A 25695-nucleotide genomic window follows, 5' to 3' on the forward strand; every position below is an offset into this window, starting at 1 on the left:
TCGGCGGGGTCTCCCTGGGGGCGCCCGGGGGCGGCGGGCTCCGGCTGGGGGGGGGGGGGGGGGGGGGGGGGGGGGCCCCCCCGCGCCCCGCGCCGGGGAGGTGCCCCCGCGATCAGCAAGCGCGGGCGGCCCCGGACGCCCTTTGGGAAGTTTCCCTAACTATCCCTCTTGACGTGCCCGCGTCCGGCTCGCGATTCTGAACTCCGCGTCCCCGGTGGCCACCTGAGTTCGCACCGCGCCCCCTCCGCGTCCCCCCGCGCATCGGAGAATCGAGTAGACGTGCACCGACTCAAGAGCGCCCTCGCCACCGCCGCCCTGCTCCCCGCCGCCCTGGCCCTGCTGCCCGCCGCGAGCGCCACCGCCTCCAGCCCCGCCCCCACCACCGCCGCCGGTCCGGCCGTCCCCTTCGGCAGCCACACCTTCCCGTACGCCGCGGGCACGCTGCGGCCGAGCGGCGCCCAGTCGGCCGTCGACCAGCAGGTGATCGACAAGTACAACGCCTGGAAGGCCGCCTTCCTCAAGCAGAACTGCGGCAACGGCTGGTACGAGGTCCGCTCCCCGGACGCCGACCACCCGTACGTCGCCGAGGGCCAGGGCTACGGCCTGGTGATCACCGCCCTGATGGCCGGCGCCGACCCCAACGCGAGGACGGCCTTCGACGGCCTGCTGAAGTTCGTGCTCGCCCACCCCTCGGTCAACAACCCCGACCTGCTGGCCGCCGAGCAGGACTCCTCCTGCCGGAGCGTGAACGGCTCCGACTCGGCGACCGACGGGGACCTCGACGTCGCCTACGGGCTGCTGCTCGCCGACCGGCAGTGGGGCTCGGCCGGGACGTACGACTACAAGGGCCTCGCGGTCAAGCGCATCACCGCGATCAAGGCGAGCGAGATCAACCCGACCACCCATCTGACCCGGCTCGGCGACTGGTCCGGCTCCGGCGACCCGCTGTACTACGTCACCCGGTCCTCGGACTGGATGATCGACCACTTCCGCGCGTTCAGGTCCGCGACCGGCGACGCCGCCTGGGACACCGTCCGCACCGCCCACCAGAACCTGATCACCTCCCAGCAGGCCAGGTACGCCGCGGGCACCGGCCTGCTGGCCGACTTCGTGGTCAACACCGACAGCACGCCCAAGCCCGCCGCCGGCCAGGTCCTGGAGAGCCCCAACGACGGCGACTACGGCTGGAACGCCTGCCGCGACCCGTGGCGGATCGGCGCCGACGCCGTGACCAGCGGCGACGCCGCCTCGCTCGCCTCGGCGCGCAAGCTGAACTCCTGGATCCGCTCGAAGACCGGCGGCAACCCGGACCGCGTCGTCACCGGCTACCACCTCAACGGCTCGGCCTTCGACAGCGGCAGCGACATGGCGTTCACCGCGCCGTTCGTCGTCACGGCGACGACCGACCCCGGCTCCCAGGCCTGGCTCGACGCCCTCTGGAACAAGCTGGTCGCGACGCCGATCAACCCCTCGCTCTACTACGGGGGCAGCGTCCAGCTCCAGTCGATGATCGTGGCCTCCGGCAACTACTGGCGGCCGTGACCCCCTTGCGGGCGCGGGCGGGGCGGACGGCGCGTCAGCCGGTCCAGGAACCGCCCGAGGTCGCCGTCCGGGTCGTGCCCCCCGTCCCGGTGGCGCCTCCCGTCGCGCTCGTCCGCACGCCCGGGGCCGGGGCCGCCGTGCCACCGCCCGCGGCTCCGGCCGAGGTGCGCGGCGGCGCGGCCTGAGCCGCGGCGACCGCCGGGCCGTGCGACGCGGCGGTGGTCCGGCGGGCGGCCGCGGCCGACGCCGGGCGGTCGTCGCGGGCCGGTGCGACCCGCTCGATCCGCAGCACCAGGTTGCGGTCCCGGCGGTCGCCGTCGTGGTCGCGGTTGCGACTGTGCACGACCTGTGTCTGCACGCCCCGGACCTCCTGCCACCGGCCCTGTACGGCACGGACGTTGGGACGCCACTCGGCCTGGTCCCGGTGCTCCAGGTCGAGCTGCCAGCTCGCCGCCTCGACGACGTGGACGGCGCCGACCTCGCCGGGGACCTCCACCGGGGCGGCGCCCCGGACGGTCACCACCGCCCGCTGCGGATACCGCCCGTCCACCGCCGTCACCGTGATCCGGCTCGGCCCCTGGTACCAGGCCATCGCTGTCCTCCTCCTCCGTCCGGCGGGCCGACTGCCGACCGGCCTCAGCCGGTAGCACGGGCGGCGCACCCCGCGGGGTTCGACCGGCCCCCGCCCGTCAGGCGCGGCGCCGGGCCGCCGCCCTGCGCGCGACGAGGACCAGGCCCGCGCCGGCGGCCAGCACGGCGCCGCCGGCCAGGGCGAGCGGCGTGTTGTCCCCGCCGCCGGTCTGGGCCAGGGCGGGCTCGCCGGTCGTCCCGGGCGTGGGCGAGGCACTCGGCACGGCCGCGGGGGTGGTCGGCGCGGGCGGCGGGGTGGTCGGCGGGGGCGTGCTGCTCGGCGGGGTCGTCACCGGGGCGGTCGCGGTCGGCGCCGGGGTCGGCGGGACGGACCGCGTCCCGCTCGGCGTCGGGGTCGCGGTGGGGCTCGGGGTCGGGACCGCCGGAACGGACGGCGTACCGGTCGGGGTCGGGGTGGCGGACGGGCAGAGCGGCACGTCCGCGACCTTCCTGTCCACGTGGGTGTCGGCCAGGGTGTAGCGCCAGGTGTCGCCCTGGCCCGAGTAGCCGACGGTCACCTTGACGGTGGCGTTCGCCTCGATCCGCCCCCGGTGCACCTCGCTGCCGCCGACCAGGCTCAGGGTGTAGTCGCCGGCGGCCTTGTAGCGGTTCCCGAGGACGAGCTCGACGTGGCCGGCGTCCGTCCGGCAGCCGATCTCCAGCGAGGCGTCGCTCGGCTTCCAGGCGAAGGCGGTCCCGGTGCCCGCCAGGGCGAGGGCGGCGACCGCGCCCCCGGTGACCGCGGCCGTCCGGCGGATGTGCTTCATCTGTTTCTCTCCCAGGGAGTTCGTGGAGCGGGATCGCCGCGCACGCCCTCCCCCCGAGGAGGGACCGCCGCCCGCCGTGGCGGCGGCGGGCGGCGGTGGTTCGACGCGGCTCTCGCCCCCGAACACGGGCGGCGGGCCGGATCGGGTTCACCGCGCGCCGGAGCGCCCGCAGCAGTCCGAGGCCGCCGCGGCCCGCCCGGACCCGGCCGATCCGGCCGATCCGGCCAGCGCGCGGCGCAGCGCGGCCCCGTCCGGCACGCCGGAGACGGTGCCGTCGGCGTCCCGGTACAGGCGGCACGACAGGCTGGGCACGGCCCCCGGCGGGGCGAACGGGTCGGTGCCGTCGACCAGAACGGTCGGCGACCCGTACATGCCCCGGCCCAGCGCCTCGGCCTCGTCGCGCACCTCGACCAGCTCGACCTCCGCCTCCCGGCCGTCCAGGGCGGCCACGACCACCTCCACCGCCGGCCCGGCGTTGGGGCAGTCCGCCACCGTCAGCACCGTGATCCGCATCCGTCCGGCCCTCCAGATCGTCGCTCCCCCGGTGTCGACCGTAGCCCCTCGGCGGGTGACCCCAGGGCGTGGGGGCGCGGCGGAGCCGCCGGGGCGCCGCATAGTCGGAGTGCCGGTAGCACCTTCCGCCCATGAGATGAGCCGACCATGCGCCTGCCCCGTCGACCGGTCCCCGCGGTGGCCGTCCCGCTGCTCCTCCTCGCCGCGGGCTGCGGCGCCCCGCCCGGGTCGCCCCCGGTCGACGCCCCTCCCGCCACGGCCGCCACGACCGCCACCGCGTCCCCGGCCGGACCGCGCCCGTTCACCCTGCTCGCCACCGGCGACGTGCTGCCGCACGCCGAGATCATCCGGCAGGCCAACCGGGACGCCGGCGGCGAGGGCTACGACTTCGGCCCGATGTTCGCCGACGTCAAGCCCCTGATCAGCGCCGCCGACCTCGCCATCTGCCACATGGAGACCGTCTACGGCCCCGACGGCGGCCCGTTCACCGGCTACCCGACGTTCAAGTCGCCGCCCCAGGTCGCCCGTGCCCTCAAGGACGCCGGGTACACCTCCTGCGACACCGCCTCCAACCACACCCTCGACGACGGCCAGGCCGGCATCCGCCGCACGCTCGACGCCATGGACGCCGTGGGCCTCGCCCACACGGGCTCCGCCCGCGACGAGGCCGAGGCCGGCCGACCCGCGCTGCTCCGGGCCGGCGGCGCCACCGTCGCCCAGCTCGCCTACACCTACGGCACCAACGGCATCCCGCTGCCGGCGGACCGCCCCTGGGCGGTGAACCTGATCGACCGCGACCGGATCCTCGCCGACGCCCGCGCCGCCCGCGCCGCCGGTGCGGACCTCGTCGTGGTGAGCGTCCACTGGGGCACGGAGTGGCAGGACGCCCCGAACGACCAGCAGCTCACCCTGGCCCGCGAGCTGGCCGCCGGGCGGGCCGCCGGGAAGGCCGGGGACGGACCGGCCGTCGACCTGATCCTCGGCACCCACGCCCACATCCCGCAGGCGTACGAGAGGATCGGCGACACCTGGACCGTCTACGGCCTCGGCGACCAGCTCGCCGGCCGCATGATCAACTACTCCGACGCCGAGGACCCGCGCGGCAACTGGAGCTCGATCGCCCGCTTCACCTTCACCCCGCCGGGCACCCCGGGCGGGCGCTGGACCGTCGCCAAGGCCGAGTTCCTCCCCCAGATCACCGACCTCGGCCCGCCCGCCCGCGTCCTCGACCTGCGCCAGGCCGCCCGCAACGCCCCCGACCGCACCGACTACGCCAGGGCCCTGGACCACATCGGCACGGTGGTCCTCAGCCGGGGCGCCGCCGCGGCGGGGCTGGCCACGGCCCCGTAGCCGGCGGACGGCGGGGCGTGCGGGAATCGGTCAATGTGCGCGCTCCCCCACCGCGGTGGACGACGGGCCGTCAGGCTGGTGCGAGGGCCGTTCCTTCGAGGCCCTCGAAAGGGGACCAGGCATGGCGACATGGACGGGCGTGGCGAGGCTCTCGGTCGAACTCGACGGCGGTGACGAGCGGGGCACCGTGTACGCGAACGGGCGGAACCGGATCGGCGTGACGATCTCGGTCGAGCCGACCGACGAGAACGGGAACGCCGTGGAGCTCGATCCGCGGCACCTGCTCTCCCGCCTCCGGCTGATCGACTACACCGAGGGCCAGGAGTGGTTCCGCCCGCAGATCGTCGCCTACGACCAGTACGGCAACACGGGCACCTTCTGGGTGGACGGCTCGGACATCACCGGCGGCCTCAACCTCTACGACCACCCGCTGTAACCGGCCGGCCCGGTGCGGGCGGGCGGCGGCACGGCGGCGGGCGGATGATGGAGGGAGGGCGGGCCCGCCCGCGGGCGGGCGCCGGGATCGGAGGCGGACCGTGGCGGCCGACCGGATCATCGCCGGCTTCGACGGTTCGGAGCCCGGCCGGGCCGCCGCGCACTGGGCCGCGCGCGAGGCCGTCCGGCAGGGGCTGGCGCTCGAAGTGCTGCTGGCCGGGTCGCGGGAGCCGGACCGGACGCCCACGGCCGAGGCGAACGCCCTGCGGGTCCTCTTCCCGGGTCTGGACGTGCGGGTCGCCCGGGCGCCGGACGACCCGGTCGCCGCGCTGGCGGCGGCCTCGGAGCGGGCCGTGCTGCTGGTCCTCGGCTCCCGCGGCCTCGGCTCGCTGCGGGGCTTCCTGACCGGCTCGGTGAGTCAGCGGGTCCTCGGCGCGGCACACTGCCCGGTGGTGCTGGTGCGGGCCGCCGCGGGCGGCGACGCCCGGGCCGAGGGACCGCGCGGCGTGACCGCGGGCGTGGACCTCGCCCATCCCTGCGACCCGGTGCTCGACCTCGCCTTCCGGACCGCCGCCCGGCGCGGGGACCCGCTCACCGTGGTGCACGCCTGGGGGCCGCCGGCCGGCAACGAGTACCTGCACTTCGGCGCCGTCGGCGGCCTGGAGCACCAGCTGGCCGCCGACGCCCGGCGGGCGCTCGACACGGCGCTCGCCCCCTGGCTCGAACGCCACCCGGAGCTCCCGGTCTCCACCGAGGTGCTGATGGGCCACGCCGGGATCACGCTGGTCGACGCGGCCGCCGGGACCGGCCTGCTGGTCATCGGGGCCCGGCGCCACCACCGGCCGATGGGCGCCCACCTGGGCCCGGTCGCCCACGCGGTCATCCACCACGCCACCTGCCCGCTCGCCGTCGTGCCCCTGCACTGACCCCGTTCGCCCCCGGCCCCGCCCGCCGTCGCACGACCGTGGCCGGGGCCGGGGGCGAACGGCGGCCGGGGGCCGGTGGCGGCCGCCTCCCCCTGTTCGCGGGCCGCAGTTGGACGTAGCGTCAGCAATCCCTGCACCGCTCCTTCCCTGGAGACACCGTGAATCCCAGCAGTCCCGTCCGTGTTCCGCGGTTACACCGCCGCCTCCTCGTGGCCGCCGTCGCGGCGGCCTCGCTCCTGACCGGGCCGGCGGCCGGCGCCGCCCCCGCCGCAACCGCCGCACCACCCGCACCCGCCGAAGTCCCCGCCCCCGCCGGGCCGGTGCTGACCGGTGCCGGGCTCGCCGCCTCCTGGACCGGCCCGCTGAGCACCCGGGGCCGCTACGTCGTCGACGCCAGGGGCGACCGGTTCAAGCTGAAGGCCGGCAACTGGGCCGGCGCCCAGGGCACCTGGGAGGGCAGCGGCTCGACCACGGACCCGGCCAACAACCAGGCCCGCCAGGTGTCGTACAACATCCCGCTCGGCCTGGACCGGGTCCCGATCGACCGCATCCTGGCGGACCTCCACGGCCTCGGCCTGAACAGCGTCCGCCTCCCGTTCGCCAACGCGATGATCCACGACACCGCCCCGGTGCCGGACGCCGCCGTCACCGCCAACCCGCAGCTCCGGGACAGGACACCGCTCCAGGTGTTCGACGCCGTCGTCGCCGCGCTGACCGCCGACGGCTTCGCGGTGATCCTCAACAACCACACCACCGGCTACCGGTTCTGCTGCGGCCTGGACGGCAACGAGCGGTGGAACAGCGGCCAGACGACCCAGCAGTGGGTGGACGACTGGCTGTTCCTGGTGAACCGCTACAAGGCGGACAAGCGGGTAGTCGGGGCCGATCTGCGCAACGAGATCCGCCGGGACGTCTGGGACGACCCCAACTGGGGAACGGGCGACGGCCACGACGCGCACGCCGCCTTCGAGGAGGCCGGCAACCGGATCCTCCAGGCCGACCCGGACCTGCTGGTCGTCATGGAGGGCATCAACTGGTACGGCATCCCGGCCGCCGGGTTCTCCCACGGCCGGCCGATGCTCACCCCGGTCGCCACCCTCTCCAACACGCTCGTCCGGTCCGACAAGCTGGTCTACGCCGCGCACTTCTACGCCTACACCGGCCCGGCCAACACCGGCGCGGGCAGCGGCCCCGGCTCCACCAGCGATCCCCGCTACGAGGACTTCACCCCCGAGCAGCTCGCCCGGGTGGTCGACCAGCAGGCCCTGTTCGTCACCGGGGCCGGCCAGCACTTCACCGCGCCGGTGTGGATCAGCGAGTTCGGCGCCGCCGGACGCGGGTCCGCCAACGCCAAGGAGCAGGCCTGGTTCGACCGGTTCACCGACCTGCTGGTCGCCAACGACACCGACTTCGCCGTCTGGCCGCTGATCGGCTGGCAGAGCGGCGGCGTCCCGAACGACTCCTGGGCGCTGCTCTCCTACGACGCCGACGGGCGGCGGCTCGGCCTGACCGACCCGGGCGACTGGCGCGCCGCCGCCTGGAGCAGGCTGATCGACGCGCCCTCGTACCGCGGGCCGGTGGCGGTTGCGAGCCGCTGGAACATGCTCGACCTCGACCACGGCGACCGGAACGTGTCCACCCGGATGCTGGCCCTGCCCGACTGGAGCAGCGGCAACCGCAAGGGCAACTGCCCCGACGGCCAGCGCCTGGTCGGCCTCGGCCGCGGCGACGGCCGGGGCCTGTGCACCGACGCCGGCCGCCCCGCCACCGGCGGCGGCGCCTGGGTGACCGTCACCGACCAGCGCTACGTCACCGGGGGCGACTGGGCCTCCGGCTACGACAAGCTCCAGTGCCCCGACCAGACCTTCGCCGTCGGCTACAGCGTCCGCAACAACGCCATGGCCGCGCTGCTCTGCGCGCCGTCCGCCGCTCCGCTGCCGACCACCGGCCGCACCGTGTGGTTCGACCGCGGCGACAACCGCCCGGCCACCGGCGGCGCCACCCCCGGCGACTGGGCGCCGGGGTACTACAAGGGGCAGTGTGCCGACGGCGAGTACCTCGCGGGGGTCGCCGACACCTGGAAATGGCTCCACTACGGCGTTCCGGACGCCCTGCTCTGCCGCCCGCTGAGCTGAAACCGGAGCGGACGGAAAAGGCCGGGGGAATCATCAGGGAATTCCCCCGACCATTCCCGATGATGTCGCCGATTTCACCGGAAGGCCCGCCCGGCCGAACATATCCGAAGGCGATGGACACCCGATATACACGGCGTACACGCAGCTCGGAGCGGATGACTCCACGCCATTTCGCGGAATGATTTCAGTCGTCCGGCCATTCCCCCGGCGCCCCGGACGGTCGCGGACCGCACGATGGGGGCGCGGGAATTCCCCGCGTCCCCGTCCCGACTGGAGCAGATCGCCATGCGTTCTTCCGTTCGTACCAGGTTCACCCGTCTCCTGGCCGTCCCCGCCGTCGCTGCGGCGGGCGTGCTCCTCGCCACCGCGCCCGCCCACGCCAACCCCATCTCGATCTCCGGCACCGGCGCCACCGTCGCGGACGCCGGCCGGACGCTGAACGTCTCCGTGACCTACCAGTGCAGCCCGGCCTCCGACACGGCCACCATCACCGTGAAGGGCACCCAGTCCGCGGTGTCGGGCCGGGGCACGATCAAGGTCCCCTGCTCCGGCACGACGAGGACCGCGACCGTCCCGGTGAGCACCGCCTCGGCCGACCAGGCCTGGGCCAGGGACGCCGTGGACCTCTCGCTCTACATCGTCGACGAGCACCTCATCCGCACCACCACCACGACCCGGATCGTCGCCAAGTGACCGTCCGGCGCTGAGCCCGGTCGACCGGAGGGCGCCCCGGTGTGCGGCTGACCGCGCACCGGGGCGCCCCCGGTGCCGACCGGCGTCAGAACGGGCGGCCGTCGAGGATGCGGGACCAGGAGGACCGCCCCGCACCCGACACCGCACAGAGGGACCGCCCGACGTGAGCAACGACGACCGCCCGCCCCCGCAGGCTCCGGCCGCCGCCGCCGCCGCGGCCGCGGCGCGGGCGAGGGAGGAGGTGCGCCGGATGTCGTGGCCGCGGTCCTGGGGCTGCTCTCCGTCGTCCCGGTGCACCTCTCCCAACGGCTCTCCGCCGGCTCCCCCGCCGACCGGTAGGACGGCCGGCGGGGGCCGGAGCCCCGGCGCCCCGGCCGGGGAAGAGGAGCACCGCTCCCCGAGATCCGCCGGGCCGTCACCGGGACGGTCAGGCGAGGGCCTTCTCCAGGGCCGCCAGGTAGTTGCGCATCAGGTGGTCGCGAACGCCCTCGCCGTCCGGGGAGAAGGCGGCGGCGCCCAGGCCCTTGGCACGGTCGGCCAGACCGGCGACCAGCCCGGTCCGCTCCCGGACGCGGCCCGCCGAGTCGATCTGGTGCAGCGTCTCCACATGGGTGAACGCGGGCTCCGGGGGCAGCTGGGGCACGATGTCGTTGTCGTGGACGAAGCGGTGGGTGCGGCCCTGGAGCCCCTTGTTGTAGGCGGCGGCGAGCAGGCGGTCGCAGGTGCGCGGCTGGCCGAAGGTGTAGACGCCGTCGGCCTGGAGCCGGGGGTCCTCCAGACTCAGCCGGGCGGCGCTCAGCATGGCGAGGGCCCCGCCCAGGCTGTGCCCGGTGAACCACACGCTCTGCCCGTCGGTGCGCAGGTCGTCGACGGCCTTGGCGACGTCCGGGAAGACGGATTCGAGGGCTTCGGCGAATCCGTAGTGGACGTAGCCGGTGCGGGCGGGTCCGGGCCAGGGCGGGGTGGTGCCGTCGGTGAGCCAGTCGCGGATCTGCGCGGGCTCGGTGCCGCGGAAGGCGGTGACGATCATCCGGTCGCCGGCCATGGTGTAGGCCTGGGTGTCCTGGAGCGGGAACGGCGGGGTGAAGCGGGTGCGGTGGTGGCGCACGGTCTCGAAGCCCCACTCGCGGGCCTGCGCCTCGATCGTGGCCTCGTCCTTGTAGGCGAGGTCGGCGGCCCTGGCCAGGTTGTAGGCCAGCGGGAGGCCGAAGCCGGTCGCACTCTGGTCGAAGGTGGCGGGTACGGCCATGGGGGCACACTCCTGTCGGATCGGCGGACGGTCGGCGCAGGCCGCGGCGGCCCCCTCCCGCGCCCGTCCCGGGACTGCGGTCCGCGACGCTCCGGTGACCAGCAGCGACGCTACCCCGCCCACCGTTCGTGGGCGACCGGACGGCGCGGGGCCCCGGCGGACGACCTCCCGTCCGCCGGGGCCCCGCCGTACGCGGGGAGCTAACAGATCCTCGGCAGCTGTTCCCCCATCGGCAGGTCGACCACCCGGGTGCCGCCGAACGCCGTCCGGGCGACGACCGTGCCGGGGTGCTCGGCCACGCACGCGCCGATCACCGCCGCGCCCGCGCCCAGCGGGTGCGCCAGCATGGCGGCGAGCACCGCGTCCGCCCGGCCGCGCGGCACGAAGGCCACCAGCTTGCCCTCGTTGGCGACGTACATCGGGTCGAGGCCCAGCACGGCGCAGGCGTTGGCCACCTCGGGCGGCACCGGCAGGGAGCGCTCGTTCACCACCACCCCGACGCCGGCCGCCGCCGCGATCTCGTTGAGCGCCGCGCCCAGCCCGCCCCGGGTGGGGTCGCGCAGCACGTGCAGGTCGGGGGCGACGGCGAGCATCGCCTCGACCAGCCCGCCGAGCGCGGCGCAGTCGCTCTCGATCGCGACCCCGAACTCCAGGCCCTCGCGGACGCTCATGATCGCGACGCCGTGCAGCCCGAGGTCCCCGCTGACGATCACCACGTCGCCGGGCGCCGCCCGCTGCGGGCGGATGTCCACGCCCGCCGGGACGAGCCCGATGCCCGCGGTGTTCAGGTAGACGCCGTCACCCCGGCCGGACTCGACCACCTTGGTGTCGCCCGTGACGACCTCCACCCCGGCCGCCCGGGCGGCGGCGCCGAGGGCCTTCGCCACCCGGTCCACCACGGCCATCTCCACCCCCTCCTCCAGGATGAAGCCGACGGAGAGGTAGGCCGGCCGCGCCCCGCTCATCGCGAGGTCGTTGACCGTCCCGTTGACGGCGAGGTCGCCGATGCAGCCGCCGGGGAAGAACAGCGGCCGGACGACGTAGGAGTCGGTGGAGAACGCGAGCCTGGCGCCGCCGAGTTCGAGCACGGCGGAGTCCGCGAGGCCGGCCAGCGCCCGGCCGCCGTAGGCGGGGGCGAACAGGCCCGCCACCAGTTCGGCGGACAGCGCCCCGCCGCCGCCGTGCCCCATCACCACCCGGGGGTGGTCCCGCAGCGGCAGCGGGCAGCTCCACCCGGAGAGGCCGGGCGCGGCGGACGGCCCGGCGAGGGCCCCGGTCAGGGTCTCGGTGTCAGCCAACGGGGCTCGCCTCCCGGGATGCGCCCGGCGCGCCGAGCCGCCGGTAGAGGTAGTACGCGGCACACGCCCCCTCGCTGGACACCATGGTGGCGCCGAGCGGGGTGCGCGGGGTGCAGACGGTGCCGAAGGCCTCGCACCGGTCCGGCTTGAGCAGCCCCTGCAGCACCTCGCCGCTGCGGCACTGCGCGGGCTCGCGGGTGGTGATCCCCGTGACGTCGAAGCGGTACTCGGCGTCGTGGTCGCGGTAGCGCGGCGAGAGCCGCCAGCCGCTGTCCGGGATGACGCCGATCCCCCGCCAGGCCCGGTCGGCCACCTCGAAGACGTCCGCCAGCATGGCCCGCGCCGCCGGGTTCCCCTCCGGGCGGACGGCCCGCGGGTAGGCGTTCTCCACGGTGTGCTCGCCGCGCTCCAACTGCCGTACGGTGCGCCGGATCCCCTCCAGGATGTCGAGCGGCTCGAAGCCGGTGACCACGATCGGCACCCGGTGGCGCTCGGCCAGCGCCGGGTACTCGTCGACGCCCATCACGCTGCACACGTGCCCGGCGGCCAGGAAGGCCTGGACCCGGCACTCCGGCGCGCTCATGATGGCCTCGACCGCCGGGGGCACCCGCACGTGCGAGACCAGCATGCTGAAGTTGCGCACCCCCTGCTTCCTCGCCAGATGGACGGCCATGGCGTTCGGCGGGGCCGTCGTCTCGAAGCCGATCCCGAAGAACACCACCTCGCGGTCCGGGTTCTCCCTGGCGATCCGCAGCGCGTCCAGCGGCGAGTAGACCACCCGCACGTCCCCGCCCTCGCCGCGGACGCGGAACAGGTCGCGGTCGGTGCCCGGCACCCGCAGCATGTCTCCGAACGAGCAGAAGACCACCCCGGGCCGGGCCGCGATCGCCAGCGCCCGGTCGATCACCTCCAGCGGGGTCACGCACACCGGGCAGCCCGGACCATGGATCAACTCAACGCCCTCGGGCAGCAGTTGGTCGATCCCGTGCCGGATGATGCTGTGCGTCTGCCCGCCGCACACCTCCATCAGCGCCCACGGCCTGGTCACCGCCGCCCGGATGTCGGCGAGCAGCCCGCCCGCCAGCTCCGGGTCCTGGAACTCCTCCAGGTACCTCAATTCCGCTCCTCCGTTCCGGCCGGCCCGGCCGCCGCCTCCCACGGGTCGCCGAACTCCTCCTGCAACAGGCCGAGTTCGGCGAACATGTCGAGGGTCCGCCGGGCCGACTCCTCGTCCAACCGCTGCAGCGCGAACCCCACGTGCACGATGGCGTACTCGCCGACCTCCAGATCGGGGAGGTACTCCAGGCAGACGTCCTTGACCACGCCGCCGAAGTCGACGACCGCCATCCGCGTGCCGTCGCGCTCCGCGATCTCCATCACCCTGCCGGGCACCGCCAGGCACATGCGCTCTCTCCTCTCAACTCGCGACTCCCGACTCCCGACCGGCACCCGGACCCTCGCCCCGGCCGCCGCCGCCAACGCCACCGCCACCGCCGCCGGTCCGGGCGGCCACCATCAGCTGGCCGAGCGCCAGTCCGCCGTCATTGGGGGGAACCCGGCGGTGCCGCAGCACGGTGAAGCCGTCGGCCCGCAGGCCCCGCCCGCAGTCGGCGGAGAGCAGCGCGTTGGCGAACACCCCGCCGGTCAGCGCGACCGTCTCCAGTCCGCACTCCTCCCGGGCGGCCCGGCACAGCGCGCCGACCAGGCCGGCCACCGCGGCGTGGAAGCGGGCGGCGACCAGCCCGGCCGGCGCCCCGGCGCCGAGGTCCGCGACCGCCGCCGCCAGCACCGGCCCGGGGTCGCCGACCAGCACGCCGTCCTCCCGGCGGAGCCCGAAGGTGTACCCCTCGGCCGGACCGTGCGCCAGCGCCGCCGCCTCCAGCTCGACCGCCGCCTGCGCCTCGTACCCGGCCAGCGGGCAGACCCCGGCGAGCGCCGACACCGCGTCGAACAGCCGCCCCATGCTGGAGGTCGGCAGACAGTTCAGTGAACGCTCCAACTGGAGCCGAAGCACCGCCAGTTCGCCCTCCGGGCAGTCCCGGACGGCGGGCAGCTCCGCCGTCCACGGCAGGCCCGCCGCCCACAGGTGCGCGAGCGCCATCCGGTACGGGCGGCGCACCGCCGCGTCGCCGCCCGGCAGCGGCACGTACGCCAGCCGGCCGAACCTCCGGAAGCCGTCGTAGTCGGCGAGCAGCACCTCGCCGCCCCACACCGCGCCGTCGTCGCCGTAGCCGGTGCCGTCGAAGGCGACGCCGATGACCGGGCGGCGCCCGTCCAGCCCGTGCTCGGCCATCGCCGAGGCGATGTGCGCGTGGTGGTGCTGGACCGTCCGCGGCTCCGCCGCCGGGAGGGTGTGCCGGGCGTGCCGGGCGGACCGGTAGCCGGGGTGGCGGTCCACCACCAGCACCTGCGGCCGGACCCCGGTGACGGCCCCCAGCTGGGCCGCCGCGCGGTCGAAGGCGCCCAGCGTGGCGAGGTCGTCCATGTCCCCGATGTGGCCGGACAGCCAGGCGTAGCCGTCCTCCGCCAGCGCGAGGACGTTCTTGAGGTCGCCGCCGGCGGCCAGCGCGGGCCGCACCGGGACGGGGAGCGGCAGCGGCAGCGGCACGTAGCCGCGCGAGCGGCGCAGCGGCAGCTGCTCGCCGTCCACCACCCGCACCACCGAGTCCTCGCAGGGGACGTGGATCGCCCGGTCGTGGGTCAGCCAGCCGTCGACCAGCGGGGCGAGCCGGGTGAGGGCCTCCCGGTCGTCCGTCACGATCGGCTCGCCGGACAGGTTGGCGCTGGTCATCACCAGCAGTCCGGGGCCGGGCGGGGCCAGCAGCAGGTGGTGCAGCGGGGTGTACGGCAGCATGACGCCGAGGTCGGGGCTGCCGGGCGCCACCGCGTCCAGCGCCGCCGACGCCGACGCCGGGCCCGAACGGCGCAGCAGCACGATCGGCCGGGCGGGGCCGGTGAGCAGTTCCTCCTCGACCGGGCCCGGCCGGACGAGGGCGGCGAGCTCCGCGAGGTCCCGGGCCATCAGGGCGAAGGGCTTGGCGCCGCGCCGCTTGCGCCGGCGCAGCCGGGTGACGCTCTCCGTGTTCCGCGCGTCGCAGGCCAGGTGGTAGCCGCCGAGGCCCTTGACGGCGAGGACCGCCCCCTCGCGCAGCAGCCGGCGGGCGCCGTCCAGGGCGGCCTCGCGCTCGACGGCCGGCCGGCCGGGGACGGTGAGGGCGAGCCGGGGCCCGCAGGCGTGGCAGCAGACCGGCTGGGTGTGGAAGCGCCGGTCGGCGGGGTCGGTGTACTCCCGGGTGCAGTCCGGGCAGAGCGGGAAGCCGGCCATGGTGGTGTTGGCCCGGTCGTAGGGCAGGCCGGTGACGATGGTGTGGCGCGGTCCGCAGTTGGTGCAGCTGATGAACGGGTGCCGGTGGCGGCGGTCGGCCGGGTCGGCGAGTTCGGCGAGGCAGTCGGCGCAGGTCGCGGTGTCCGGCGGGACGAGGGTGCGGCGCGGTCCGCCGCCGCGCGACGGGGTGATGGCGAAGCCGCGGGCGCCGGTGGGCGGCAGCGGTGCGTGGTCCACGGCGGCGACCAGGGCGAGCGGCGGCGCGTCGCCGGCGATGCGGAGGCAGAACGCCTCGACCGCCTCCCGCCGTCCCTCGACCTCGGCCAGCACGCCCTCGCCGGTGTTGGTGACGGTCCCCGCGAGCCCCAGCTCGGTGGCGAGCGCGAAGACGAAGGGCCGGAAGCCGACGCCCTGGACGACCCCGCTCACGGCCACCCGGCGCCGTACCGGGCCGGCCGGTACCGGCCCTGCCGTCACGACGGCTCCGCGGCCGCGTCCGCGTGCGGGTGGCTGTGCCCGTGGGTGTGCCCGTGCTCGTGGCCGTGCTCGTGCCCGTGCCCGTGCCGAGGCGCCGCCGCCATCACCGGGCGGTGGACCCGGCCGCCGTCCAGCACCGCGAGGGCCCGGTCCAGCAGCGCCCCCACCCCCTGCCCGGTCCGGGCCGAGGTGAAGACCACCTCCACCCCCGGGTTGACCCGCGCGACGGCGGCCAGGAACGCGGCCTCGTCGAACTCCACCGCCGCCGCCAGGTCGGCCTTGGTCACCAGCACCAGGTTGGCGAGCCCGAACGCCGTCGGGTACTTGAGCGGCTTGTCCTCCCCCTCGGTGACCGAGGCGAGCGCCACCCGCAGCGACTCGCCGAGGTCGTAGGAGGCGGGGCAGACCAGATTGCCGACGTTCTCCACGAACAGCAGCCTGGTCCCCTCCGGGAGCCAGCCGGCCAGCTGCCCGGTGAGCATCCCGGTCTCCAGGTGGCACAGCCCGTCGGTGTGCACCTGCTTCACCGGCACGCCCGAACGGGCCAGCCGCACCGCGTCGTTCTCCGTCGCGAGGTCGGCGGTGAGCGCCGCGACGGCGATCCCCCGTTCCCGGGCCAGTCCGAGTTCGGCCTCCAGCAGCGCCGTCTTCCCGCTGCCCGGGCTGGAGAGCAGGTTCACCACCGCGGTGCCCCGTGCGAGCAGCCGGGCGCGCAACTCGCGCGCGCCGTCGTCGTTCCGGGCGAGGACCGCCTGCCGGAGTTCCACCGAGCGGCACATGGGCTTCAGCCTTCCTGTCCGGCGCCGGCGCCCGGCGGGCGGCCGGCCCACTCGACGCCGAGGATCTGCAGTTCGCGGCCCGCCAGCAGTTCGACCCGGCTGCCGTCGCAGTGCGGGCAGCCGAGGTCGGGCGGCATGCCGACGGCCCACTCGGCCGCGCACGGCAGGCACCTGGCCCGGGCCGGCACCGCCTCGGTCTCCAGTACGGCGCCCTCCACCAGCGTTCCGGCGCAGGCCAGTTCGAAGCAGAAGTCGAGGGCCGCGGGCACCACCCCGGCCAGTTCGCCGATCTGGAGCCGCACCCGCGCGACCGCGTCCGCCCCGTGCTCGCGCGCCGCGGCGTCCACCTGCTCGACGACGGCCGTCGCGATCGACATCTCGTGCATGGGCCCCGTTCCCGGCTGGGAGGCAACAGACCCCATTACAGGCCGCGGCGGCGGCCGCGGCCCGAAGCCGCGCCGCCGCCGCGGCCGGGACTACGCCGGACGCACCAACGCCGCCCTCACATCCGGCGGATGCGCAGATAGCGCTTCAGATCGTCCAGGTTCTGCACGACCAGCGCCACGACGACGCCCAGCACGGCCGCGCACAGCAGCTTCCTCATGACGGTGAGACCTCTCTCTTGGCCAGCTCCCGCGCACCGACGGTCCGCAGGACCATCCGGACCGCCTCCTCGACGGCGGCGGCCACCGGTGCGCTCAGTCCGATCCCCTCCTCCAGCGACTCCGGCTCGCACCCCACCACGAGGACCCGGCCGGGCGGGGTGCCGCCCGTTCCGGCGGCCAGCGTGCCGAGCAGCGCGAGCACGGCGTCCGGGCCCATCCGGTGCCCGTCCAGCACGGGCGCCTCCAGCGGCCCGGCGTCCGCCTCGATGAGGTAGAGCGTGCCCGGCTCGCCGCCGCGGGCGGTGGCGTCGACCAGCACCAGCATCCGGTAGCCGTCGAGGAGCCGGTACGCCAGGTGGACCCCGCGCACGCCGACGTCGAGCAGTTCCACGTCGGCCGGCAGGGCGTGCTCGCGCAGCCGCCGCACGGTCTCCACCCCGAAGCCGTCGTCGCCGAGGAAGATGTTGCCCACCCCGGCGACCAGCACCTTTCCCTCCGTCACGGCGCCTCCAACGGGGTGACCTCGTCGGGCTGGAAGTACCGGAAGCGGCCCTGGGCGCGCCACAGGTCGGCCCCCGGGTCGTCCTCCAGCGTGACCGCCAGGTGCACCGAGCCGTCGACGTCGTGCAGCACGGCCTCCACCACGGCGGTCCGGCCGTCCAGGAAGAGGTCCTGGGCGTCGGTGCGCCGCCGGCCCGGCCGCAGCAGGACCCGGCTGCCGGCGCCGACCTCGCGGCCGTCGACCAGCACCCGGTCGTGGTCCGGGTCCACCCCGGGGTCGTCGCCCGGGTCCCACCAGGGCTGTCCGGGGGCGTCGCCGGTGATCTCGCGCAGGCCCCGGACGGCGCCGTGCAGGCGCTCCAGCACCTCCGGGGGCATCGAGTCGGCGAGGTCGATCACCGCGCCGGCCCGCTCGTCGGTGCCCCGGGCCTCGCGCTTCTCGCGGTCCGTCAGGGCGGCGGTCCGCAGGGCGAGGATCTCGTCGATCTCGGTGGCGTCGTAGAGCGCGCCGGGGCTCTCCGGGGCGATGCTCGGGTGGTCCTCCAGGATGATCGGCGAGGAGAGCACCACCTGGGCCCGGCCGGGCGGCCCGGCCAGCACCGGCCAGGTGTGCTCGTTGCGGCACTGCGCGGCGGCGGCCCTGGCCCACTCCGGCGGGTCGGTCGGCGACAGGAAGGTGCCGCGGTCGAGCCCCAGCAGCAGGTGCGCCGAGACCAGTGAGCGCGCCAGCGCCGCGTCCCGGCCGTCGTCCCGCCGCGGCGCCCAGTCGGTGGTGTTCTCCACCACGGCGGTCAGCACCCGCACCGCGAACGGTCCCGGGAGCTCCCTGGCGGTCAGCCGCAGCAGGCCGTCGGTCCGCTCCCAGCGGCGCAGCAGCCGGCCGACGGTGACGCCGTCCGCGCGCAGCCGTTCCACCTCCCGGCCGGCCGGGAGGTGGAACGGTCGCACCACTTCGCCGTCCAACTCATCGATGGACACGACGAGTTCGACGCGCTGCTCGATCCCCTCGTCCCAGGGCACCAGGACCCGGTCGGCGAGCTCCAGTTCCTCGGTCTCCTCGTAGCCGCCGCCGGGCAGGGCCCGCTCGACGGTGCGCCGCCGGGGTCGCAGGAAGCGCAGTTCGACGGCCAGCCGGTCGCCGGGGCGCGGTTCGACGAGGCACTCGGTGCGCTGGTGGAAGTGTTCGCCGAGGTCCGCGCCGTAGCCGGGCGGGACGAGCACGCCGAACTGCCAGCGCAGCCGGTTCTTGGCCGCGGAGGCCCGGTAGGGGTAGAGCACGTAGCCCTCGAACAGGACGGCGTCGGCGATCTTCCGGGCGTGCGCGAAGTCGGCCTCGACCTCGTCGGCGAAGGCGCCGTCGGGGTCGGCGGGGGTGGCGGGGGCGGTCACCGGGCCGCCTCCCCGACCTCGGCGCCGGCCAGCAGCTCGCGCACGGTCGCCTCCCAGGACGGCAGGGCGCGGCGCGAGCGGTAGGCGAGCAGCGCGTTCATCAGGTCCTCCGGCAGCCGCAGCCAGCCGCAGCCCGGGAAGTGCCGGTCGATCGCCTCGCGCCACACCCGGGCGGGCATCCGGACGGCGGCCTCCCGGTCCCAGGGGACCGGGGAGACCTGGAAGCCGCCGGGGCCGGCGAAGGCGGTGCCGGAGAACAGCAGCAGCAGCGGGACGTCGCCGTCCTCCAGCGCCCTGAGGTAGCGGGCGGCGGCGACCTCCTGGTCGTAGGTCACGGGGACGGGCAGGTCGAGTTCGGTCTCGCCGGTGAAGCCGGGGACCATCAGCGGCACCTGGGCCAGCTCGACCGGGTTCAGGGTGGTTCCCCAGCGGGCGCGTTCGCCGAACAGGTCGGTGAGCCGCCCGGCCTCCGCCTCGGTGTAGCCGCGCCGGGCGGGCTCGATGCGCAGCTGGCAGCGGAGCGCCAGGGCGTGCACCCGGGTCGCGGCGGGCGCGGTGATCCGCAGCCGGAAGAGCAGGGTGGGCCCGGCGGCGTGCTCGGCCGCCCGGACGGCGGTGCAGGAGAAGGCGAGCGGGGTCACCGGGGTCCGTCCTCTCGCAGCGGCCGGGCCCGTTCGGCGAGCCGGGCGAGGAAGGCGTCGAGTTCGGCCCGGGCCTCGGCCCCGCCGTCGAACCCCTTCCAGCAGCGCCGCAGCCGGCCGACCAGTTCGTAGCAGGCGTCGATCGGCACCAGCAGGCAGTGGATCCCGGCGTCGGTGCGGCGCAGCAGCAGCGCCTCCACGTCGGGTTCCAGCATCGCGGCGAGCCGGCTGCCGGCGAGGGCGGCCTGCCAGGCGGCCTCGTCGGGTTCGCTCTCGGTGGCACCGCCCGGGCCGGGGTAGAGCAGCACCAGCCGGTCCTGCCGGGCGTTGTGGAACAGGAACGCGGTGCCGACCGGGATGCCGAGGGCCGCCCAGGCCGGTTCGCCGATCCGGTGGCCGGGGTCGGTGAGGTGGCGGTCGGGGACGTGGCGGTAGCGGCCGCCGGCCGCGCCGGGCTGCTGGAACAGCAGCGCGCAGGCGGTGCAGACGCAGGTGAGGGTCTGCTCCTCGGTGTCGACCAGGTGCCGGTGCGCCGGGGGGACGCCCTGGCCGCAGAAGGCGCAGCGCTCCGGCTGGGGCGGTGCGGGCTCGCGCAGCCGGTGCAGCAGGGCGGTGCCGGGGCGGGCGAGTTGGCGGGTGCTCACCGGGCGGCCTCCGCGGCGGCGTCCGGGCGGGCGCCGATCTGCAGCAGTTGCGCCGCGCGGTCGACCACGGTGGCCGTCACCTCGGGCGCGTGGCAGGCGAGGACGGCCTCGATGTCCTCCTCGGAGCAGCCGCAGCCGGCCCGGGTGCGGCGCAGCCGGGCGGTTCCGGTGGCCGGGTCGAAGCCGGCCAGTTCGACCGGTTCGGGCAGTGCGGCGAGCGCCCGGCCGATCCGGGCCTCGGTGTCCTCGGGGTGCAGCTCGTGCAGGACGAGCAGTCCGGCGACCGCCGGGTCGTCCAGCAGCGCGGTGAGGGCGGGGCCGGGCAGCGCGCCGACGATCCGGGCGAGGCCGTCGTGGTAGAAGTCCATGAGGTCGCGGACGAGTTGCTCACCGGCCTGCTGGGCCGCGCCGTCGCCGCCGATGCCGTCGAGCCGGTCGAGGGCGTCCTGGATCCGCCGGCCGGTCTCCTCGGCCGTCATGCGGTGAGCCCGCTCAGGCCGGTGGGCACGTGCATCTGCTGGACGGTCCGCCCGCCGCCGACGTACATGTGCACGCCGCAGGGCAGACAGGGGTCGAAGCTGCGGACGGCGCGCATGATGTCGATGCCCTTGAAGCTGTCCGGCGGGTTCTCCTCGAAGATCGGCGTGTTCTGCACGGCGTCCTCGTAGGGCCCGGGCGTGCCGTAGCTGTCGCGCACGCTGGCGTTCCAGGGGGTGGGCGGGTAGGGGTGGTAGTTGGCGATCTTGCCGTCCCGGATCACCAGGTGGTGCGACAGGACGCCGCGCACGGCCTCGGTGAAGCCGCAGCCGACGGACTCGTCCGGCACCTCGAAGCGCTCCCAGGTCTGCGTGCGGCCGGCCCGCACCTCCTCCAGCGCCTTCTCGGCGAAGTGCAGGGCGCAGGCGGCGGCGTAGGCCTGGAAGTAGGTGCGGGCGCGGTTGCGTTCGAGGGCGTTGCTCCACTGCGGGATCTTCCACTCGAAGGTGGTCTCCGGCTTGGTCATCGAGCGCGGCAGGTTGATCCGCACGCTGTGCCCGGTGGCCTTGACGTAGCCGATGTCGACCAGCCCGGACAGCGCGGTGGACCAGAGCCGGGCGATCGGCCCGCCGCCGGTGTCCAGGGCGAGGTGGTCGGTGCCGTCGAACCAGCGCGGGGACATCACCCAGCTGTACTTGTCGTCGAAGTCGCGCTTCTGCGGGGCCGGGATGGTGTGCTGGTTCCAGGGGTGGCGGGGGTCGACCGGGTTGCCGAGCGGGTCGTGGGTGACGAAGAGCTCCTCGCCCTGCCAGTCCTGGTAGTAGGAGCTGCCGAGCAGGATGCGGATGCCGAGGTTGATCCGGGTGAGGTCGTTGGTGACCAGCTTGCCGTCGACCACGACGCCGGGGGTGACGAACATCCGCCGGCCCCAGTCGGTCATGTTGCGGTAGGTGAAGTCGCAGTGGTCGGGGTCGTTGAGGCTGCCCCAGCAGCCGAGCAGGACGCGCCGGCGGCCGACCTCCTCGTACCCGGGCAGCGCCTCGTAGAAGAAGTCGAAGAGGTCGTCGTGCAGCGGCACGACCTTCTTCATGAACTCCACGTAGCGCATCAGCCGGGTCAGGTAGTCGGTGAACAGCTGGACGGTGGCGACCGTGCCGACGCCGCCCGGGTAGAGCGTGGAGGGGTGCACGTGGCGGCCCTCCATCAGGCAGAACATCTCCCGGGTGTAGCGGCTGACCTGGAGCGCCTCGCGGTAGAACTCGCCCTCGATCGGGTTGAGCGAGCGCATGATGTCGGCGATGGTGCGGTAGCCGTGGTCGCCGGCGTGCGGGGCCTCGGTGCGCTCGGCGCGCTCCAGCACGCCGGGGTTGGTCTCGCGGACCATCTTCTCGCAGTAGTCGACCCCGACCAGGTTCTCCTGGAAGATGTTGTGGTCGAACATGTACTCGGCGGCCTCGCCGAGGTTGATGATCCACTCGCCGAGGTGCGGGGGCTTCACCCCGTACGCCATGTTCTGCGCGTAGACCGAACAGGTGGCGTGGTTGTCGCCGCAGATGCCGCAGATCCGGCTGGTGATGAAGTGCGCGTCGCGGGGGTCCTTGCCCCGCATGAAGACGCTGTAGCCGCGGAAGACCGAGGAGGTGCTGTAGCACTCCGCGACCTTCTTCTGCTTGAGGTCGATCTTCGTGTGGATGCCCAGGCTGCCCACGATCCGCGTGATCGGGTCCCAGGACATCTCCACCAGGCCGCTGCCGTCCCCGGCCGCCCTGCTCGTCGTCGTCATCGTGTCTGTCGTGCCCTTCTGGAGGCGGGAGGGGATGGACGGCGGGGCCGCCGTGCCCACCCGGCGCGGCGGCCCGTCCGGTCACCGCGGCGGGCGGTAGCCGGTGGTCAGGGTGCGCCCCTTGTGGCGCCACCTCGGTTCCTTGTCGAGCGTCTTGAGGGTGATCCCGCGCAGCCTCCGGATCACCGTGCCGTAGGTGCGGCTGGCCCTGGTCGAGACCGTCGAGCCGGGCGGCGGGTCCATGAACGGCATGAACTTGTCGGGGAAGCCGGGCATCGTGCAGGCGATGCAGATGCCGCCGACGTTCGGGCAGCCGCCGACGCCGTTGATCCAGCCGCGCTTGGGGACGTTGCACTTGACGACCGGGCCCCAGCAGCCGAGCCGCACCAGGCACTCGGGCGCGCCGTACTCGGTGGCGAACTGCCCCTGCTCGTAGTAGCCGCCGCGGTCGCAGCCCTCGTGGACGGTGGCGCCGAACAGCCAGGCGGGCCGCAGCTTGTCGTCCAGCGGGATCATCGGCGCGGAGCCGGCCAGCTGGTAGAGCAGGTAGGTCAGGGTCTCGGCGAAGTTGTCGGGCTGGATGGGGCAGCCGGGCACGCAGACGATCGGCAGTCCGGCCTTGGACTTCCAGTCCCAGCCGAGATAGTCCGGAACGCCCATCGCGCCGGTCGGGTTGCCCTCCATGGCGTGGATGCCGCCGTACGTGGCGCAGGTCCCGATCGCGACGACCCCGGTGGCCTTGGGGGCGAGCCGGTCCAGCCACTCACTGGTGGTGATCGGCTGGCCGGTGGCCGGATCGTCGCCGAAGCCGCACCAGTAGCCCTCCTCCTTGATCTGCTCGTTGGGGATGGACCCCTCGACGACCAGGACGAACGGGTCGAGCTCGCCGCGGTCCGCCTTGAAGAACCACTCGACGAAGGTGTCGGCGCCCTGCACCGGGCCGCACTCGAAGTCGATCAGCGGCCAGTGCACGGCGATCTTCGGCAGGCCGGGCAGGGCGCCGGTGACGATCTCCTCGATGCTCGGCTGCATGGCGGCGGTCAGGGCGACCGAGTCGCCGTCGCAGCTCAGGCCCGCGTTGATCCAGAGAATGTGCACCACGTCGGTGTCGGTGGCGCTCGTTGCTGCAGCACCCATGAGGATGCCTCCTCGGAACTGGGAGCCGGACGGAATGGCTCAGAACCGTCTTAACAGCCCCCGGCCGGTCCCGCCGGTCCACGCAGCCGGACGGAGCGTCCGAACGGCCGCCACCCGGGTGGGCCGTCCGGGTCACGCCGTGGCGGCGGGGGCGGGCGACTTCCGTACGAAGGCAGAGCGCAGCGCGTGGTACGGCGCGTCCGGGTCGAAGAACTGGCGGTGCATCACGGCCAGTTCCGCCGACCGGAAGTCGGCGAGCGGCCTGGCCCGCTCGTCGGCCTCGCGGGCGGCCTTCTTGGCGGCGATCCGGCCGTGCACGGTGGGCGAGGCGGCGGTCAGCCCGGCCAGGTGGGCGGCCCGTGCGCCGAAGTCCTGCGGGGTGCAGGGCAGCACGCGGTCGACCAGCCCGATCCCCAGGGCGGAGGCGGCGCTCACCGGCAGCGCCCGTTCGGTGAGCCGGCGGGCCTGCTCCGCGCCCACCCGGCGCGGCAGGGTGTAGGTCCAGTACTCCGAGCCGTGCAGGCCCATCCGCCGGTAGTGCGGGTTGAGCACGGCGCCCCGGCGGCACCAGACCTCGTCGGCGGCCAGGGCGAGCATCACCCCGCCGGCCGCCGCGTTGCCGCCGAGGGCGGCGACCACCAGGCGGTCGGTGGTGGTGAGGACCGCCTCCACCAGGTCGTCGATGGCGTTGATGTTCGCCCAGGACTCCGCCGCCGGGTCGGCGGCCGCCTCGATCACGTTCAGATGGATGCCGTTGGAGAAGAAGTCGCGGCCGCCGCCGAGCACCAGCACCGCGGTCGGCCGGGTCAGCGCGAAGCGGTAGGCGTCGAGCAGGCGGCGGCAGTGGGCGGTGCTCATCGCGCCGCCGGGGAAGGAGAACCGCAGCAGGCCGACCGGCCCCCGCTCGGTGTAGCGGATGTCCGACCAGACCGGGTCGTCCTCGGCGGGCATCAGCGGCGCGGGCAGCTCCGGCAGGCGGGGCAGCGCGTCGCCGAGGGCGGTGACGGCGGGCAGTTTGACGCCGACGGGGCCGCCCGGGCGGCGGCGCCGGCGCAGCTCCGGGATCCACACCGCGCCGTCGGCGGTCGCCCGGCAGAGCGCACCCGCCCGGGTGGCCAGCGGTTCGCCGGGGCGTCCGCGCAGCGTCCGCTCGGGGTGGCCGCCGTGCAGGTACCACTCCTCGCCGAGCAGCTCGTCCAGCACACCGGGCCGGGAGTCGGCGGCCCTGAGCCTGCGCACCACGGTGTCGGTGCCGTCGCGCTCCCAGTCGATCCGCCGCTGCTCCTGGCGCAGGTAGGGACGGGTGTGGTCGGGCGCCCGCCAGTGGGGGCCGCCCTGCGGGCGCGGGCTGTGGGTGCCGGAGGCGAACCGCCGCACGGCCCGCAGCACCGCCTCGACGGCGGCGTCGGAGACCTCGCCCCGGTACAGGTCGCTCTTGGCGGCGGGCGGCAGCGGGCAGGAGGCCGAGGCCCAGACGGGCCCGGCGTCCATCACCTCGTCGGCCTGGAGCACCGTCACGCCCCAGGCCCCGGCCTGCTCGTGGATCGCCCAGTCGAGGGCGGAGGGGCCGCGGTCGCCGGGCGGGCCCGGGTGCACGATCAGGCAGGTGACGGCGGACCAGACGTCGCGCGGCAGCGCCGTGGTGAGCATCGGCGCGATCACCAGGTCCGGGGCCGCGCGGCGCACCGCCGTCCGCAGCGCGCCGTCGTCCCCGGCCAGGTGGAACTCCACCGCGTGCCGCCGGTCCCGCAGTTCGGCTTCGACCCGCTGGGTGAGGCTGTTGTACGCGCTCGCGACGAGCAGGATCCGCATCTGCGCCTCCGGCGGTGTGGGCACCCGTGGACGCCGCGATCATCTCCCCCGTCCGCGCCGGGTGCGCCGCGCCGCTCCGCCGGGTCACCCGGGCGGCGGGCGGCTCAGCGGGCCGCGCCGGAGGCGGCGTCCTGCCCGCCGTCGTAGGCCGCACGGGAGCGGGAGATGGCCTCGCGGTGTCGTTCCGCCCAGGTGGCGAGGCCCTTGAGGGAGGCGTAGAGCTCGTCGGCCATCGCGGTGCCGCGGTACTCGACCTTGGGCGGCACGGTCGCGTGGACGGTGCGCTCCAGCAGGCCGTCGCGCTCCAGGTTGCGCAGCGTCAGGGTGAGCATGCGGCGACTGATGCCGGGGATCGCCCGTTCGAGTTCGGTGAAGCGGACCGGGCCGTGGCCGACGTTCAGCAGGATGCCGATCGCCCACTTGCCGCTGATCCGGTGGAGCGCCTCCAGGACGGTGCACGCCTCGCGTTCGGCGGGCGAGGCGCCGTCCTCCCCGATCACATCGCTGTTCCCCAGGAACATGAAAGTGCCTCCTTACGGCGGACTTGATGGTCACACATGATGGTCGCTGTCACAAGAAGTGCCCTT

Annotated in this window: 26 protein-coding genes; 6 read left to right on the forward strand and 20 right to left on the reverse strand. The window is 75.1% G+C overall.

All coding sequences use genetic code 11. The features are described 5' to 3' along the window. Positions 1 to 279 precede the first annotated feature (279 nt). Complete coding sequence (locus ACFVFS_RS13315; protein ID WP_380623401.1) at positions 280 to 1542, forward strand: glycosyl hydrolase family 8; 1263 nt, start codon at positions 280 to 282, stop codon at positions 1540 to 1542. 34 nt (positions 1543 to 1576) lie between these two features. On the opposite strand, the gene ACFVFS_RS13320 is transcribed toward ACFVFS_RS13315, so the two are convergent. The 3 genes from ACFVFS_RS13320 to ACFVFS_RS13330 form a co-directional block, all read right to left on the reverse strand. Then, entirely contained in the window at positions 1577 to 2134 is a 558-nt protein-coding gene (locus ACFVFS_RS13320) for a hypothetical protein (protein ID WP_380623403.1), read from the reverse strand. A gap of 97 nt (positions 2135 to 2231) precedes the next feature. After that, positions 2232 to 2939 (reverse strand): LPXTG cell wall anchor domain-containing protein, encoded by a 708-nt coding sequence (locus ACFVFS_RS13325; protein WP_380623405.1) that lies wholly within the window; start codon positions 2937 to 2939, stop codon positions 2232 to 2234. A 147-nt stretch (positions 2940 to 3086) separates the two neighbouring features. Beyond that, positions 3087 to 3452 (reverse strand): alkylmercury lyase, encoded by a 366-nt coding sequence (locus ACFVFS_RS13330; protein ID WP_380623407.1) that lies wholly within the window; start codon positions 3450 to 3452, stop codon positions 3087 to 3089. A 147-nt stretch (positions 3453 to 3599) separates the two neighbouring features. Here ACFVFS_RS13330 and ACFVFS_RS13335 point away from each other — a divergent pair, with 147 nt between their 5' ends. The 5 genes from ACFVFS_RS13335 (at position 3600) to ACFVFS_RS13355 (ending at position 8991) form a co-directional block, all read left to right on the forward strand. Next, on the forward strand, positions 3600 to 4802 hold the full coding sequence (locus tag ACFVFS_RS13335; RefSeq protein ID WP_380623409.1) for a CapA family protein: 1203 nt from the start codon (positions 3600 to 3602) through the stop codon (positions 4800 to 4802). A 121-nt stretch (positions 4803 to 4923) separates the two neighbouring features. Beyond that, positions 4924 to 5238 carry a hypothetical protein gene (locus ACFVFS_RS13340; RefSeq protein ID WP_380623411.1) on the forward strand — a complete coding sequence of 105 codons (315 nt, stop codon included), beginning with the start codon at positions 4924 to 4926 and terminating at the stop codon, positions 5236 to 5238. A 100-nt stretch (positions 5239 to 5338) separates the two neighbouring features. Continuing rightward, on the forward strand, positions 5339 to 6163 hold the full coding sequence (locus ACFVFS_RS13345; RefSeq protein WP_380623413.1) for a universal stress protein: 825 nt from the start codon (positions 5339 to 5341) through the stop codon (positions 6161 to 6163). 209 nt (positions 6164 to 6372) lie between these two features. Further along, on the forward strand, positions 6373 to 8298 hold the full coding sequence (locus ACFVFS_RS13350; protein WP_380623415.1) for a glycoside hydrolase family 5 protein: 1926 nt from the start codon (positions 6373 to 6375) through the stop codon (positions 8296 to 8298). A gap of 285 nt (positions 8299 to 8583) precedes the next feature. Continuing rightward, a complete protein-coding gene (locus ACFVFS_RS13355) occupies positions 8584 to 8991 on the forward strand; it encodes a hypothetical protein (RefSeq protein ID WP_380623417.1) in 408 nt (135 codons plus the stop codon). Between the two features lie 427 nt (positions 8992 to 9418). Here the strand turns inward: ACFVFS_RS13355 and ACFVFS_RS13360 are convergent, their stop codons facing one another. From ACFVFS_RS13360 to ACFVFS_RS13440, 17 genes are all read right to left on the reverse strand, one after another. After that, entirely contained in the window at positions 9419 to 10240 is an 822-nt protein-coding gene (locus ACFVFS_RS13360) for a lipase family protein (RefSeq protein WP_380623419.1), read from the reverse strand. A gap of 200 nt (positions 10241 to 10440) precedes the next feature. Next, positions 10441 to 11430, reverse strand: a complete 990-nt coding sequence (hypE, locus tag ACFVFS_RS13365) for a hydrogenase expression/formation protein HypE (RefSeq protein WP_380623479.1) — start codon at positions 11428 to 11430, stop codon at positions 10441 to 10443. A 100-nt stretch (positions 11431 to 11530) separates the two neighbouring features. Then, positions 11531 to 12655 (reverse strand): hydrogenase formation protein HypD, encoded by a 1125-nt coding sequence (hypD, locus tag ACFVFS_RS13370; protein ID WP_380623421.1) that lies wholly within the window; start codon positions 12653 to 12655, stop codon positions 11531 to 11533. Then, the gene (locus ACFVFS_RS13375; protein ID WP_380623423.1) at positions 12652 to 12942 is read right to left on the reverse strand and encodes a HypC/HybG/HupF family hydrogenase formation chaperone; all 291 of its coding nucleotides are present in this window, start codon (positions 12940 to 12942) and stop codon (positions 12652 to 12654) included. Before ACFVFS_RS13375 ends, hypD begins: the two co-directional genes overlap by 4 nt. Positions 12943 to 12955: 13 nt before the next feature. Further along, positions 12956 to 15340 (reverse strand): carbamoyltransferase HypF, encoded by a 2385-nt coding sequence (gene hypF / locus ACFVFS_RS13380; protein ID WP_380623425.1) that lies wholly within the window; start codon positions 15338 to 15340, stop codon positions 12956 to 12958. Beyond that, on the reverse strand, positions 15337 to 16119 hold the full coding sequence (gene hypB, locus ACFVFS_RS13385) for a hydrogenase nickel incorporation protein HypB (RefSeq protein ID WP_380623427.1): 783 nt from the start codon (positions 16117 to 16119) through the stop codon (positions 15337 to 15339). The genes hypF and hypB overlap by 4 nt, the downstream gene beginning before the upstream one ends. 5 nt (positions 16120 to 16124) lie before the next feature. Then, positions 16125 to 16505, reverse strand: coding sequence for a hydrogenase maturation nickel metallochaperone HypA (gene hypA / locus ACFVFS_RS13390; protein WP_376079984.1), 381 nt, complete (start codon positions 16503 to 16505; stop codon positions 16125 to 16127). A 116-nt stretch (positions 16506 to 16621) separates the two neighbouring features. Further along, on the reverse strand, positions 16622 to 16723 hold the full coding sequence (locus ACFVFS_RS13395; protein WP_380623429.1) for a DUF6893 family small protein: 102 nt from the start codon (positions 16721 to 16723) through the stop codon (positions 16622 to 16624). Beyond that, a complete protein-coding gene (locus tag ACFVFS_RS13400) occupies positions 16720 to 17226 on the reverse strand; it encodes a hydrogenase maturation protease (protein WP_380623431.1) in 507 nt (168 codons plus the stop codon). The genes ACFVFS_RS13395 and ACFVFS_RS13400 overlap by 4 nt, the downstream gene beginning before the upstream one ends. Next, positions 17223 to 18614 carry a hypothetical protein gene (locus tag ACFVFS_RS13405; RefSeq protein WP_380623433.1) on the reverse strand — a complete coding sequence of 464 codons (1392 nt, stop codon included), beginning with the start codon at positions 18612 to 18614 and terminating at the stop codon, positions 17223 to 17225. The genes ACFVFS_RS13400 and ACFVFS_RS13405 overlap by 4 nt, the downstream gene beginning before the upstream one ends. After that, positions 18611 to 19255: a DUF6084 family protein gene (locus tag ACFVFS_RS13410; RefSeq protein ID WP_380623435.1), complete on the reverse strand. Its 645-nt coding sequence runs from the start codon at positions 19253 to 19255 to the stop codon at positions 18611 to 18613. The genes ACFVFS_RS13405 and ACFVFS_RS13410 overlap by 4 nt, the downstream gene beginning before the upstream one ends. Then, positions 19252 to 19899 carry a DUF5947 family protein gene (locus tag ACFVFS_RS13415; protein WP_380623437.1) on the reverse strand — a complete coding sequence of 216 codons (648 nt, stop codon included), beginning with the start codon at positions 19897 to 19899 and terminating at the stop codon, positions 19252 to 19254. Before ACFVFS_RS13415 ends, ACFVFS_RS13410 begins: the two co-directional genes overlap by 4 nt. Beyond that, positions 19896 to 20378 (reverse strand): thioredoxin, encoded by a 483-nt coding sequence (locus ACFVFS_RS13420; RefSeq protein WP_380623439.1) that lies wholly within the window; start codon positions 20376 to 20378, stop codon positions 19896 to 19898. The genes ACFVFS_RS13415 and ACFVFS_RS13420 overlap by 4 nt, the downstream gene beginning before the upstream one ends. After that, complete coding sequence (locus ACFVFS_RS13425) at positions 20375 to 22159, reverse strand: nickel-dependent hydrogenase large subunit (RefSeq protein ID WP_380623441.1); 1785 nt, start codon at positions 22157 to 22159, stop codon at positions 20375 to 20377. Before ACFVFS_RS13425 ends, ACFVFS_RS13420 begins: the two co-directional genes overlap by 4 nt. Positions 22160 to 22240: 81 nt before the next feature. After that, positions 22241 to 23296, reverse strand: a complete 1056-nt coding sequence (locus ACFVFS_RS13430; RefSeq protein WP_380623443.1) for a hydrogenase expression protein HypE — start codon at positions 23294 to 23296, stop codon at positions 22241 to 22243. Between the two features lie 132 nt (positions 23297 to 23428). Continuing rightward, positions 23429 to 25108, reverse strand: a complete 1680-nt coding sequence (locus ACFVFS_RS13435; RefSeq protein ID WP_380623481.1) for an enoyl-CoA hydratase-related protein — start codon at positions 25106 to 25108, stop codon at positions 23429 to 23431. A gap of 104 nt (positions 25109 to 25212) precedes the next feature. After that, positions 25213 to 25629, reverse strand: a complete 417-nt coding sequence (locus ACFVFS_RS13440) for a winged helix-turn-helix transcriptional regulator (RefSeq protein ID WP_380623445.1) — start codon at positions 25627 to 25629, stop codon at positions 25213 to 25215. Between the last annotated feature and the right edge of the window lie 66 nt (positions 25630 to 25695).

The organism is Kitasatospora sp. NPDC057692 (assembly GCF_042799475.1).
Taxonomy (GTDB): domain Bacteria; phylum Actinomycetota; class Actinomycetes; order Streptomycetales; family Streptomycetaceae; genus Kitasatospora.